This window comes from Haloarcula sediminis, assembly GCF_035656455.1.
Taxonomy (GTDB): domain Archaea; phylum Halobacteriota; class Halobacteria; order Halobacteriales; family Haloarculaceae; genus Haloarcula; species Haloarcula sediminis.
Window position 1 is genome coordinate 390,177 of sequence record NZ_JAYMGA010000001.1, and the last position, 12,833, is coordinate 403,009.

The window sequence follows — 12,833 nt, forward strand, 5'->3', positions numbered from 1 at the left end:
CCGCGTGCGAATACATTGTTATACCCGGGATGTGCGGGGGGTAACTGACTGTTACCGACCGGGGCGGGCAGCCATCCGCCATCTGTCTCTGGACCCCGCGCCGGGACCGCTAGCGGTCCTCTGAGATGTACCCCAGCTGCGCGAGTCGCTCGGTCACGTCGTGGTCCTCGCGGATGCCGCCCGCCGCCTCCTCGTAGGGCGGGTACTCTTCGACCGGCGTCGGCGAGACGACCGGCAGCGGCGAGCCGTCCATTCGCGCCGGTCGCGCCACGCCCAGCGTACTCAGCACGGTCGGCGCGACGTCGAAGAGATGCGCGTCAGCGAGGTCCGCTGTCGTATCGATTGCGGGGCCGCTGACGGCCACGACACCCTCTCGTTTGTGGTTCCAGGACTCACGCAGCGGTCCGAACCACTCGCCCATGAGAATCCCCCTGAGGAAGTTATCGAACGCCCGGGGGACGACGACGATATCCGGTGCCCGTTCGAGATAGGGGCCCTTGAAGACGGCCTCACGCGGCGCGACCTGCTCGAACGCCGGGCGGCCGTCCGGGTCGGTGAGCCCGCGGAGACGGTTGAGGAGTGTGTCTCTCACTTCGTCGTACTGCTCCGGCGGAACGACGCCGTTCGGTTCCCGGCCCGCGAGGTTCACCCTGACACCGAGCTCGATACGGTCGCGGACGTACGCCGACGACGCGGGGAAATCGACCTGCTCGGTCCCGGCGCGAATCGCGTCAGTGGGCGCGAGTTCGGCGACCGTATCGGCCAGCCCCAGCGGTTCGAGGGCCCGCTCGATGCGCTGGCTCGTCAGCCCGAGGCGAGCGAGCAGCGTCACGGCCCGCTCGGCCACGCCGGGGGCTGGCTGCCCGCCGGCCTCGCCCTGCTGGAGGCGCTGCCGGGAGATCGTACTCCAGGAGGGCATCCCGCCACCGGTCGTCGTCGCGACGTGGCCCCACTCCCGCAGTATCTCGTTGAGACGGATCTCGTACCCGTCGTACGCACCGATACCGTGGTCGCTGGCGACCACGACGGTGTCGGGGTCGGCCGCGTCGAGTGCCGTCGCGACGGCGTCGTCGACCGCACCGAAGACACACTCGATGGCCTCGCTGTCCTCCGGCCGGCGGTGAAAGACGGTGTCGGTCTGCTGGAACTCCAGAAAGCCAAAGTCGGGGTCGAACCGGTCGACGAGATACGCGAAGGCGTCGCCGCGGCCCCGTGCGTGGGCGGCTATGTCCGGTAACGTCGCCTTTCCGCGCGTCTCCATTGGACCGTACACGGCGTAGCTGCCGATTGTGTCCCGCACGTCGTCGAGTATGCCCTCGGGGTGTCCCGGCGGGTCTTCCGGCGAGACGTACCCGGGAATCACGGCCCCGTCGATCGGGCGTGCCGGTGCCGTCACCGGGACGTTCACGACGACACTCGACAGCCCCCGCTGGTCCAGTAGCTCCCAGAGCGCGTGGGCCCGCACGTCCGTCGCGTCGACGACGTCGTGGTCGTAGCCGTCGAACTTGAGGAACCCGAATACCCCGTGTTTCCCCGGGTTGACGCCGGTGTACAGCGAGGGCCAGGCGCTGGGCGTCCACGGGGGCAGCTGGGACGTGAGTGGCCCCACAGCGCTACGGTCGAACAGCGACTCGACGGTCGGGACGACGCCATCGGCGGCTACCGAGTCGAGGACCGGCAGTGACACCCCGTCGAGCCCGAGTACCAGCGTCCGCATCAGTTCGGGAACAGCACTGAGAAATCTTTGTAATCAAATACTTACTCCCGCGCCGGACAGGTGACACTGAAATTGACACTACCTACACCTAACACGTTATCCGCGTTCTCCCTCACGAGTTGAATTTTCTATGCGTGGCTGCTGTATAAAGGACGACTGGTACGTAGCTGGTAGACAACTTTGAACTAACTCCCGAGGACTAGGTACTCCTTACTGGCAAGCTGGTCACAACTCCTTTTCGGGTAGGAATATCCTGACAGGTATGGCAGGCAACCACCGGAACGCGACGTGCGGGAAAGCAAACCATACCAGTCGACGGCGCTTCATACGGACCGTCGGCGTCGGCGCGACGACCGCTGCAGTCGGGACGGCATCGACCGGAACGGGACTCGGGGCCACGAACACCGTCGACCTCGGGGCGGAAGGGCTCGGTAACGGTGACCTAATCGACCCGTACTTCGAGGAGTTTTTCAATGGTGGAACGGCGGTACACGTTCCCGCCGGGGAGTACGATTTCGGCGGCGGCGGACTGGACGGTGCGTACGCGAACGCGGCGCTCGTCGGCTCGGCTGACGGCGTCACGCTAACCCGGTCCGTGGACCCCGAAGCCGAGGCCCGCCAGACCACCGTCGAGACCGATGGACAGGTCCGCATCGAGAACGTCGCTATCCGCGGCGAGCGCGGTGGCAACTCCCGTGTCGGGCCCGCATCGCGTCCGAACCGGATCGAGATAGACGGCGCCGGCGACACCGAGGGGGCGTCCTACGCGCTCTCGGTCACCGGTGACCTCACGCTCGACGAGGCACACACCGTCGTCGGAAGCGGCGAGGCCCTGTGGCTGACCGGCGATATCAGCGAGGGGAACGTCAGCGGCCACGTCCGAAACGGAGCGGACGCGTTCTTCTACAGCGGCCAGTTGGAGCGTGTCGAAACCGACGGCGACGCGGACATCAACATCTTCTACAACTAACAATGGCGACAGAAACGGAGTGGGAGGAGGTCCCCGAGGACCCGGACCCACACGAGAACCTCGACTACGAACTGGAGGAGCTGACAGTCGTCCGCTCCGAGACGAACGACCAGTACGTCTTCCTGCCGGCAGAGGAGTCTCACCTGCTCGAGGAGGCCTTTATCGTCGCGAGCGAGGACTCGCTCGTCGACCTGACACAGTAACCCGACGGATAACTAACACCGCCACCCGTCTCCTCTCAGGCGACCCGCCACAGCGTCGGCGTCCCAGATGACCTACCGTGAGTACATGCGCGGCGACGAGGTGACACTCGGCGTCGCTCCGACCGGCTATCGATACTCGACAGACGAGAACGACGATCTCCCAGTCACCCCCGAGTCCGTCGCGACACAGGTGTACGAGTCGGCTGCGCTCGGGGCGACTGTCGCGCGGCTCCACGGCCGCGACGCCGACGGGGAACCGGACCCGTCGCGGCTGCCCGCGTTCGGGCGTGCAGTCAGAGAACAGTGTGGCCGCGACGTCCTGATCGAATACGCGGCGGGGCCGGACGCGCCGCTGGGCGACTTCCTCGGCGCGCTGGACGGTGAGCCGACCCCCGACCTCGCTACCGTCCGACTGGGCCCGACCCAGTCGGGTTACCGGTCGGTCTCGGGGACGAGCCGCCGCGACACCGAACAGCTCGTCGAGGCGGTACTCGACCGCGGTATCACCCCCAATCTGCTGTTGACGGGCGGTACTGACTGCCACGAACTCGCCCGTCTGGGCGAGCAGTTGCCCGACCGGCCCGTGGTGACGCTGCTGTTTGGCGCTCCCAGCGGCGCCGTCGGGACGCCCCTGAGCCTGCTCGCGCTCCTCGATGCGGTGCCCGAATCGGCACACTGCTTCGTCCGCGCGACCGGCCCGAACCAGTACCCGCTGACGGCGATGGCGTTTTTCATGGGCGCACACCCGGTGGTCGGCATGGCGGACAACCTGTTTTTCGACCCGGACACCCCGGTCGAGCGCAACGCACAGCTCGTCCGGACGGTGGCCCAGCTGACACAGCGCTCGCTGCGCTCGCTGGCGACTGCCCGGAGCGCCAGACGCCAGCTCTCCGTTCCCGTAGCCGCCACCGAGGGCAACGACGTCGAGGCGTAACCGCCCCGTAGCCGGCGAAAGCGGTGTATACCTTTGCTTTCGGGTAGTGCTATTCGGGGACGATGGACGCAGTAATACTCGCAGCCGGCCAGGGGACTCGACTCCGCCCACTCACCGACGACAAGCCCAAAGGGATGGTCGAAGTGGACGGGAAACCGATACTCACACACTGTTTCGACCAGCTCATCGACCTCGGCGCCGACGAGCTGTACGTCGTCGTGGGCTATAAGAAACAGAACATCATCAACTACTACGAGGACGAGTACCGCGGCGTCCCGATAACGTACACGCACCAGCGCGAACAGAAGGGGCTGGCCCACGCCCTGCTGACCGTCGAGGAACACATCGACGACGACTTCATGCTAATGCTGGGGGACAACATCTTCCAGGCCAACCTCCCCGATGTCGTCAACCGCCAGCGAGAAGAGCGGGCCGACGCCGCCTTCCTCGTCGAGGAGGTCCCCTGGGAGGAGGCCTCCCGATACGGGGTCTGTGACACGAACAAGTACGGCGAGATAACTGAGGTCATCGAAAAGCCCGAGGACCCGCCCTCTAACCTGGTGATGACCGGCTTCTATACGTTCACGCCCGCCATCTTCCACGCCTGTCAGCTCGTCCAGCCCTCCAACCGGGGCGAGTACGAGATAAGCGACGCCATCGACCTCCTGTTGCACTCCGGGCGGACCATCGACGCCATCCGCATGGACGGGTGGCGCAACGACATCGGCTACCCCGAGGACCGCGACGAGGCCGAAGAGCGGCTCCGAGGCGACGACGACAAAGCCCGGGTCGAGGCCGGCGAGCAGTCGAACGACACCGAGGACGACGTCGCGTCCGTCCCGTCCTCGGAGTAACGGGCCGCTTTTCGAACCGACCGAAGGCGGTCCGTTTACGCTGCGGTGTCCGGCGTTGCCACGTGGTCCGCCACCGACCGCATCGTCTCTACGGTGAGGTCTGTCTCGGCTCGCACGCTGTCGATGTGGGCACAGACGGCCCGGAACCGGGAGAGGTCGGCCTCCGTCGTGAGGTCGCTCGGGCACAGACAGAGGTGACAGAGCCCCTCTCCCGAAGCAGCCGCGTCGACGCCGAGTTTGGCTTGCCTGACGGCGGGGTCGCCGACCGTCGCGGCGAGGAGCCGCTGTGCCGGCCCTTCGACCCCGAACAGGGACAGCGAGGCGGGGACGTTCACGAGGCCGTACTCGTCTACCTCCGGCTCGACCAGCGGCGGCGGCTCCCGGACCACGGTCGCCCGGGCGAGCTTGCGAAGCGGTGCCGAGTAGGGGCTGTCCGTAGCCGGCTCCGGTCGGGTCCCCCGGTAGCAGCGAACGCCCGCCTCGGCGAGGACTTCCCGGTGGCCCACCTGATTTCGGGGGAAGACAAACGAGTCCACGTCGACGCCGGCGGTCTCGGCGGCCTCGATAGCGCGGTCACACTCCGCGTGTGCGAGGGCTTCGGTCGCGTCGTCGAACTCGACGTGCGAGTAAGTGAGCGTGCCGATATCGTGGTCGAGCTCGCTCCCGACGAGGTCGTCGAGCAGCGCCGGTGCGTACCGGTACTGTTCGTCCATCGGGTCATCGCCGCGCTCGTGGGCGAACCACCCCGGCGGTGACGGGTGGCCCACGTGGGCGCCGGCACACTCCTCCTCGAACAGGTGGCCCACGACCGCCCATGTCGCCGGGATGTCGTAGGTTTCGAGCGTCTCGGCCAGCTGTGTCCACCCCCAGCGCGAGCGGGCGATGCGGTCAGTCGGCCGGTCGGCGGGCGGGTCGACGTGGAACCCCCAGCCCAGCGCCGCGTCGATAGAGATGACGACTGCTCCCATTTGTTCCCGAGTGAGCCGGCCCCATCTAAGTTATACCGCGGGATGGGACCTCGTTTGCCGGAGTAGCACTTTGCTACGTCACAGCCTTCAGACCCCGAAATATACAGGAACAGTATAACAAAGCCCTGAACTGGTAGAAATCTCGGACTGAGTTAAGATGACCGGTATGAACCAGCGCCAGAGCGGGCCAGTGACGGAGAACACCGGCGACGGGAGGCCTACCGATGAGTAAGTGTAAGCTTGGCGAGGGCTGCCGAATCGCGGAGTCGGCCGACATCCTCCCGCCGGAAAACGGGCAGTCGCCAGCCAGAATCGGTGCCGATTCGGTGGTCCGGGCGGGGTCGGTCGTCTACCCGGATATCGTCGCCGGCAATCGCTTTCAGACCGGCCACCACGCCATCCTCAGAGAGCAGACGACCGTCGGCCACGACTGTGTCGTCGGCGCTCAGGCCGTCGTCGACGGCCGGAGCGACCTCGGGGACGAGGTGCGTCTGCAGACCGGTGCGTACGTGCCGTCGGACACGACCATCGGCGACCGGGTGCTCGTCGGACCGCGCGCCGTCCTGACGAACGACCCGTCCCCGCTGGGGGAGGCCGTCGACCCGGCGGGCCCGACCCTCGAAGACGACGTGACCGTCGGGGCCAACGCAACCGTGTTGCCGGGCGTGACCGTCGGTGAACGCTCCGTCGTCGCCGCGGGGGCCGTCGTCACCGAAGACGTCCCGCCGTCGACGCTCGCGGTCGGGACGCCGGCGAAACACCGCCCGCTGCCAGACCAGTTGGCTGCCGGTAACGCCCATCGGTGAGTCGGCCCCGGTGTCATTCCGGACGAGACCGGGAGACGAGGCGGCGACCCGTCCGAACAGGCGCTCTATAACTACGGCCGCGGTTCGGGATATAGTGTCCATGCCCTCGGTCGCACTCTTCGGGAGCCGTCCCCTCGGCGAGCGTTGTCTTGACGAGCTGACCGACCACGACGCCTTCGACGTCGAGCTGGTCGTGACTCTCGGGCCCAGCGAGGACACCTGGTGGGACGGCTGCCTGTACGACCGCGCCGAACGGCTGGGCCACCGGGTCGTCACGCGGGACTCGGAGCGCGCCCTGCTCGACTACGACGTTGACTACCTCGTCAGCGTCTACTACCCCGATGTCATCGACGTCGAGCTGTTAGCCCACCCGAACGTCGCCCCGCTGAACCTCCATCAGGCCGAGCTGCCCCGGTATCGCGGGTGCAACGTCTTCTCTCATGCTATCATGAACGCCCGCGCGGACGACCACTGGCGGTACGGAACCACACTGCACGTGATGGCACCGGAGGTCGAGACTGGCGACGTCGTCGCCCGCCGGTTCGTTCCCATTGAGGCGTCCGACACGGCGCGGACGCTGTACGACCGCGTGACCGACGCCTCTCTGGCGCTGTTTCGCGAACAGCTCACAACGCTCCGTGACGGGGCCGTCCACCGGATTGGGACCCCTCAGTCGGCGTACGACGGTGAGCGCTACTGCTACACCGGTGAGAGCCTCGACGACAAGAGGGCGATTCCGCCGGAACAGGTAGTTGCCGACGACGAGGCGACCCAGCTCGCGGTGTACGACAAGATACGCGCGCTCGATTTCCCGCCGTTCGAGCCCGCCTACACGGAACTGGGCGGGCGGCGGGTGTATCTGACGGCGACGAACTACGGCGACATCTTCGGGCGTTCGGTGTCGAGCTTCGACGCCGAGGCCGACCCCGTGTCGGTCTCGGGTAGATAGACTCCGTCGGCGCTTGGCCGGCCCACCGGCCTTGCTGGCTTAGGTCCCGGTTCGCGACGACCAAAAGCTCCGCTTATGCCGGATAGATACCGATTTACAAAGCCGTTCGCTGCAGGCACTACTGCCGTATGAGTGGTCACCTGACGGCCGACGAGTTGCGACGCATCAACGAGTTCGCGGACACGCCGAAACACCGCCGTCGCCCGGAACAGTTACTACCGGAAGACAGCCGGCCGGATGAGGGGTCCTCCGAGCGGTAACTACAGCATGTTTTCGGCCTCGATAGTCTCCCACACTTCGAGACCCCCGTCGGTGATACCGTACACCCGCCCCTTGCGTCTGTTCTCCGAGACGAGCAGCGTCACGAGGTCCGCGTCGCGAAGCTCCTGGAGCGCCCGCGAGACGTGGGCGATGCTCAGGTCCGTCTCGTCCGCGATGAGCGACGGCGTCGCCGGGCCGTCCGAAAGCCGGCGGAGCGTCGCGATCCGGTATCGGGAACTGATGACGTAGCTGATTTCGTCCCACGGGTCGGGCTCGCTCATCGCGGCCTCCCCTCCGTGGCAGCGGCGCGGTCACTGTCGGGTTCGATTCGCTCGCTCGTTTGGGCGCGGTTGTCTGTAGCCATATGGGTTCGGTAGGGCCTGCTAGCGCTTCTCAGTCGCTCGAACCGACCTCGGCGCGTATGTAGCATCGTGTGATGCTCCGGCGGTCGTGTCCCTCGACGATATCGGTCGTTGGCAAGCTGTGCGACTGCGGGCGAGGCAGAGACGACACCGCGTTCCATCCCCGCACGCCGGACTGGGGTCGGTTTCACCGCGTCCGAGTCCGGCAGATAATCTCGGTACAGTGACGGACAAACCCGTCCGCGGTGGCACGGGTCCGGTCGGACACCGACCCGCGGGACGGCGAACTGTTTGCGCACGGTCTCGGCTGGAATCTGTGTCATGCGTTTTTTGACGTGGTTGCGGATGTCCCCGCCTCGAAGCCACTGTTGGGAGATACACACGTGGCCCCGCCTTTGTTACGTATCACATATACCGGATACAGAGTGGGTATCTCCGGTAAAACGAACCGACACACACGTGAGGTGAAACTGGCTTGCTCGTGCCCGCGTCAGGCGAAACAGGACGTTTCGCTGTGCAAGCTATATATAACAATGACAATAATTTGCTGCCACAGCCCGCTAGTGATGTCCGAGACACACCGACCGGGACGCTCCCCCGATATCAGTGAGTTACCATCGCAGTCGTGGTTGATATCCGCTCCCGCGGGGCTCCCCACGTCGTATAGCTGTCTTTTCCGGGGACTGGGCCGGAATCCTGGTGCTGTCTGCGGTGACCGCGTGGATCACGCCGTGGACACACCCCTGGTTAGCGACCGCTACCGACAGACATCGGCGGGGGACACGCCCACGACACACTGCGGGCATTCCCGACCGTACTGGCTACTAGCTGCGCACTAAGTATAAGATAGATGTCAAAACAAAGTATTAAGTGTGGGACGAATGACTGTTTTGTCAGACGCTTGGGGTCCGGACAGCCCACAGGTCTTGCAGGATCTCGGGGGGTGCAGGGAGCCAAACCCGTTGCGAGGACTACGTACCGTCCGGATGCCGGGCTATCGAGGACTACACAATGAGTACTCAGGACCAATCCGCACACGCAAACAGCGACCAACCGACTCGAACCGACAGACAAAACGACGTTCCCGACAGCACGGCACAGCAGGGCGAGGGGGTCACCGAGACCGAACGGGAGCCGCTCTCGCTGGACCTCGTGTTCGAGATACTCAAGAACAGCCGACGGCGTGAGGTAATCCACTATCTCCGGGACCAGGAGACGGACGATCGGGTATCGCTCGGCGAACTGGCCGAACACGTCGCGGCCATCGAGAACGACACGACGACCGACCAGCTCACGTCCAGCCAGCGAAAACGGGTCTACGTCGGTCTCTACCAGTGTCACCTCCCGAAGATGGACGACATGGGGGTCGTCGACTTCAACCAGGACCGCGGGCACGTGGCGCTGGCTCCGCAGGCGGACTGCCTGACGGAGTATCTCGACCGCCCGGCGGAGGACGAAGACGTGCAGTGGCACCGCTACTACGGCGCTATCTCGGTCGTCGGCATCGCAATCGTCGGGCTCTCGCTCGGCGTCGGTCTCGCGTCAGGACTCGCGGTGGGGCTGCTCGGACTCGTCGTCACGACGTTCGCGTTCTGTTCTGCGTGTCACTGGGTCACAGAAACTCGCGACGAAGACTGACCCGGCAAGGGCGTCGTTCTGTCGTGTTCGTCGGGGACGACCGGATTGGAAGGGGGGTGGTCCGGGGTGGCTATTGGCCTGCACGCGAGCCGGATGTGGCACGGCCAACTGGCTCCGTTGGATCGGACACAAGTGGATGGTGGACCGTTCCGGGTTGGGGGTTGCCGACTACGTATACGCTTTGTCGCATCGATGTACCGCTGACCGAAACGCTCGGGGCGGCACAGACGGACAACCGAGCGTATCGCGCCGTCGCCGGCGCGCGTCGGCGTTCGAAGGGAGAGGCGGTATCTGTATTGTAACCCTGTTCCTACGCTCTGGACCGCTGGAACGGTACGGGGATTGTACGACATGGTCCGCTCGGGTACACTCACCGACGACTGTGTCTCCGGGACAGACAGTGCTCGACCCCGGCAGGCCGCCGACGGTATCTCTCTAGGTGGCGTCACTCACGCCGGCCGTCACCCCCGTACTGCCTTACATATATACCGGCGTCGCCACTCTATCGAGTCGTATGCCAGCACGTATCGCTATCCTCGGTGGCACGTTCACCCCGATTCACAACGGTCACCGCGCGTTACTCCACAGCGCGTTCCAGACTGCGAGCCACGACGGGCAGGGAGACGGACACGTCATTGTCGGTCTGACGGCCGAATCGCTGGCACGCGAGACACGCAGTGACCCCTCACACGCTGACCAGCTGGACTCGTATGCAAAGCGGGCGGAGACGCTCGCAACCACACTAGAGCGTATCTCCGAGGCCTACCCGGCGACATGGGACATCGTGAAGATAACGGACGCGTTCGGCCCCGCCGCCACGCGCGAGGACGCCGACGCACTCGTCGTCGCGCCGGAGGGGAAAGCACAGCAACGCGCCCACGAACTCAACGACGAGCGACTCAGACGCGGGTACCAGCCGCTGGAAATTCACACCTCGCCGTTCGTGGTTGCCGAAGACGGCATGCGAATAAGTAGCACCCGCATCCGGAACGGCGAGATAGACGCCCAGGGACGAGTGCTCCAGGGCGATGACTGACGGGTTCGCCCCGGCAGTGAGTACGCCCTACGGGCGGGCTCACTCCCGCCCGCTCTCGCCGTTCGGTTCGGCCAGCGTCTCGGAGAGTCCGTCGTCCTGTACCATCGTCGAGACGTACTCGGCGGTGGAGCTGTCCACCGGAGCGACGTTGCGGCCCGGCTCGGTGTCCTGTTTCTGTGTCTCGACGCAGACGTCGGTGCCGGTCACCTCCAGGAAGATATCCTGCAGGTGCTCGTGTGCCGACTTGTCACTGTCGGCTGGCACGTCGCTGCTCATCGAGCATCCCACCTACGCGTCGAAGCTTGCCACACCCACTTGATGTGGACACGTTCCTCAACCATGACATGACGCCCAGGAACGGGGAGAAAATAAGTATACAGCTGCTAATTCGGTAATACACTGACTAGCGACTTCCTATCCGGCTTTTACCACTGACTGGCCCACACGCTGGGACACAAACCGCGACGCGACGACTACGGAAAGCCGGCTTCAGCGAAACTGCGGCCGAACAGGCACACCAACGCGACCGCTGTGGCCGCCGAGACGGCGGCCGCTCAAGTCGTCCTACGCCGGGTGAGCGGCCCCGTTTCTGTATAGCGCTATACGATTTATGTGTTCGCTGTCGGCCGATTTAAACTCCAAACGCACGATTAGTTTACAGCAGCGAGTAGATGTGGGACTCGTAGCTCTCCCGAACTCTGCTCCCCCAGTCGTGGGTGTACGTGTCGATGATGTCCTGTGCGACGTCACCCCGTAGATACTTGACGACGCCCCGGTCTCCCGTTCGGTCTCGCAGGTGTGTGGTGAAGAAGTGACGGAAGTAGTGGGGCGTGACGTTTTCCTCGGTCCCGCCGCCGTCGCGGTACCAGCCGTGATCGCGGGCGTGGCTCTCGACGAGGTGGTGGACCATATCGGGCGTGAGTCGCTGTCCCCAGTCACCGCTGGTCGATACGAAAAGCGGTTCCGCCTCGGAACGGACGTCCGGGCGAATCGCCAGCCAGCGCCGTAGCGTCCGGGCGAGTTCCCCGTCGACGGGTAGCGTCGTGTCCCGCTTTCGCTTGTTCGACGCCGAGCGTTCCTCGCCGTTCGCCACCGACCCCCGGCTGGGCTCTGCGGCGACGTACAGCGAGTCTGGCCGCCCGTCGAGCGCGGCCCGCACCGGTATCTCGGGGCGCGGTCCCGGCTCGGACAGGTTGAGGTCCCGGAGGTCCAGATTACACAGCTCGCCGGCTCGCATCCCCGTCTTCAGTAGCGTCAGTACCACGGCTCGCTCCAGCGGGTGACTGACCTGCCCCACGAACGCCCGCATCTCGTCGACGCTGATCTCGCGCCGTGTCGGGTCCGTGTTGATCGACTCGTCCATTTCCTCCATCACCAGGGTCATCGGGTTGGACTCGAACGCCCCGACCTGGGTCATGTAGGCGAAAAACCGGTGGAGATAGGAGGCATACGTCGCGACGGTGCTCTCGCTGTGGTCGCCTCTGAGGCCGTGTACGTAGGCCATACAGTCTCGGTGTGTGGCCGCTGTGACCGGCGTCGCGCGCTCGCTCTCGGCCAGGAACGCCTCGAAGTCACGCAGGACCCGCTCGTAGAACGCCCGGGTCCGCTCGCTTTTCCCGTGGTAGGTGACGTCGTCGAGGAAGTAGCCGACCGGGTCGTCATCGGGCTCTGGGGTCCCAGCCTCGGAGCTCATTCGTCCAGCACGTACCCCCCGTGTCGACCGCTGTATCTCACCCGACCACTCGACTGGAGCTCCTGGAGCGTCTCGTCGAGGCGCTGCTCAATGTCGTCGGTGAGGGCGGCCACCAGTTCGTCCCAGTCGTAGTGGCCCCCGTCGGAGAGGGTCTCGACGACCCGTTCTTCCAGCCCGTCACCCCTGGGGTTAGCGTCCGGAGAACGGGGTTCCACGTCTTTGGCGCTCGCCGAACTGTCCGGTTCGAATCCGCTTCGACCGGCCTGTACCATCGTCCGGACGAACTCGCTTTGGCTCATGTCGAGTTCCTCGGCGTGGGACTGCCAGCGCTCTTTCTGGTATTCCGGGACGTACGTCCGTACGGAGGTACGCTCCTCGCTGTCGGCTGCCATATTCGCGACTCGCTCCCCGGCCACTTCAATCTAGTCCTACCAAACCGGAT

General features: G+C 65.3%; 15 protein-coding genes. 9 read left to right on the plus strand and 6 right to left on the minus strand.

What is annotated here, in order from left to right; translation table 11 throughout:
- Positions 1–109: 109 nt before the first annotated feature.
- The gene (locus tag VJ162_RS02090; RefSeq protein ID WP_324662067.1) at positions 110–1,717 is read right to left on the minus strand and encodes an alkaline phosphatase family protein; all 1,608 of its coding nucleotides are present in this window, start codon (positions 1,715–1,717) and stop codon (positions 110–112) included.
- A 262-nt stretch (positions 1,718–1,979) separates the two neighbouring features.
- On the opposite strand from VJ162_RS02090, the gene VJ162_RS02095 reads away from it, so the two are divergent.
- The 4 genes from VJ162_RS02095 (at position 1,980) to aglF (ending at position 4,678) form a co-directional block, all read left to right on the plus strand.
- Positions 1,980–2,687 (plus strand): hypothetical protein, encoded by a 708-nt coding sequence (locus tag VJ162_RS02095; RefSeq protein ID WP_324662068.1) that lies wholly within the window; start codon positions 1,980–1,982, stop codon positions 2,685–2,687.
- 2 nt (positions 2,688–2,689) lie between these two features.
- Positions 2,690–2,890, plus strand: a complete 201-nt coding sequence (locus tag VJ162_RS02100; protein WP_324662070.1) for a hypothetical protein — start codon at positions 2,690–2,692, stop codon at positions 2,888–2,890.
- Between the two features lie 67 nt (positions 2,891–2,957).
- Complete coding sequence (locus VJ162_RS02105; RefSeq protein ID WP_324662071.1) at positions 2,958–3,824, plus strand: 3-keto-5-aminohexanoate cleavage protein; 867 nt, start codon at positions 2,958–2,960, stop codon at positions 3,822–3,824.
- 62 nt (positions 3,825–3,886) lie between these two features.
- Positions 3,887–4,678: a UTP--glucose-1-phosphate uridylyltransferase AglF gene (aglF, locus tag VJ162_RS02110; protein ID WP_324662072.1), complete on the plus strand. Its 792-nt coding sequence runs from the start codon at positions 3,887–3,889 to the stop codon at positions 4,676–4,678.
- Between the two features lie 35 nt (positions 4,679–4,713).
- On the opposite strand, the gene VJ162_RS02115 is transcribed toward aglF, so the two are convergent.
- Positions 4,714–5,646, minus strand: coding sequence for a polysaccharide deacetylase family protein (locus VJ162_RS02115; RefSeq protein ID WP_324662073.1), 933 nt, complete (start codon positions 5,644–5,646; stop codon positions 4,714–4,716).
- A gap of 224 nt (positions 5,647–5,870) precedes the next feature.
- Between VJ162_RS02115 and VJ162_RS02120 the strand changes: the two genes are divergently transcribed.
- The 3 genes from VJ162_RS02120 to VJ162_RS02130 all read left to right on the plus strand — a co-directional run bounded on the left by VJ162_RS02120 (position 5,871) and on the right by VJ162_RS02130 (position 7,661).
- Positions 5,871–6,452 carry an acyltransferase gene (locus VJ162_RS02120; RefSeq protein ID WP_324662075.1) on the plus strand — a complete coding sequence of 194 codons (582 nt, stop codon included), beginning with the start codon at positions 5,871–5,873 and terminating at the stop codon, positions 6,450–6,452.
- Positions 6,453–6,552: 100 nt separating this feature from the next.
- Complete coding sequence (locus VJ162_RS02125) at positions 6,553–7,401, plus strand: formyltransferase family protein (protein WP_324662077.1); 849 nt, start codon at positions 6,553–6,555, stop codon at positions 7,399–7,401.
- A gap of 128 nt (positions 7,402–7,529) precedes the next feature.
- Entirely contained in the window at positions 7,530–7,661 is a 132-nt protein-coding gene (locus VJ162_RS02130; protein ID WP_324662078.1) for a hypothetical protein, read from the plus strand.
- Here the strand turns inward: VJ162_RS02130 and VJ162_RS02135 are convergent, their stop codons facing one another.
- Entirely contained in the window at positions 7,662–7,943 is a 282-nt protein-coding gene (locus VJ162_RS02135; protein ID WP_324662079.1) for a winged helix-turn-helix domain-containing protein, read from the minus strand.
- A 1,092-nt stretch (positions 7,944–9,035) separates the two neighbouring features.
- Between VJ162_RS02135 and VJ162_RS02140 the strand changes: the two genes are divergently transcribed.
- Both VJ162_RS02140 and VJ162_RS02145 read left to right on the plus strand, forming a co-directional pair.
- The gene (locus VJ162_RS02140; protein ID WP_324662080.1) at positions 9,036–9,662 is read left to right on the plus strand and encodes a DUF7344 domain-containing protein; all 627 of its coding nucleotides are present in this window, start codon (positions 9,036–9,038) and stop codon (positions 9,660–9,662) included.
- Positions 9,663–10,176: 514 nt separating this feature from the next.
- A complete protein-coding gene (locus tag VJ162_RS02145; RefSeq protein WP_324662081.1) occupies positions 10,177–10,698 on the plus strand; it encodes a phosphopantetheine adenylyltransferase in 522 nt (173 codons plus the stop codon).
- A 39-nt stretch (positions 10,699–10,737) separates the two neighbouring features.
- Here the strand turns inward: VJ162_RS02145 and VJ162_RS02150 are convergent, their stop codons facing one another.
- The 3 genes from VJ162_RS02150 to VJ162_RS02160 all read right to left on the minus strand — a co-directional run bounded on the left by VJ162_RS02150 (position 10,738) and on the right by VJ162_RS02160 (position 12,783).
- A complete protein-coding gene (locus VJ162_RS02150; RefSeq protein WP_324662082.1) occupies positions 10,738–10,974 on the minus strand; it encodes a hypothetical protein in 237 nt (78 codons plus the stop codon).
- 379 nt (positions 10,975–11,353) lie between these two features.
- The gene (locus tag VJ162_RS02155; RefSeq protein ID WP_324662083.1) at positions 11,354–12,391 is read right to left on the minus strand and encodes a tyrosine-type recombinase/integrase; all 1,038 of its coding nucleotides are present in this window, start codon (positions 12,389–12,391) and stop codon (positions 11,354–11,356) included.
- Entirely contained in the window at positions 12,388–12,783 is a 396-nt protein-coding gene (locus VJ162_RS02160) for a DUF5805 domain-containing protein (protein WP_324662084.1), read from the minus strand. Before VJ162_RS02160 ends, VJ162_RS02155 begins: the two co-directional genes overlap by 4 nt.
- Between the last annotated feature and the right edge of the window lie 50 nt (positions 12,784–12,833).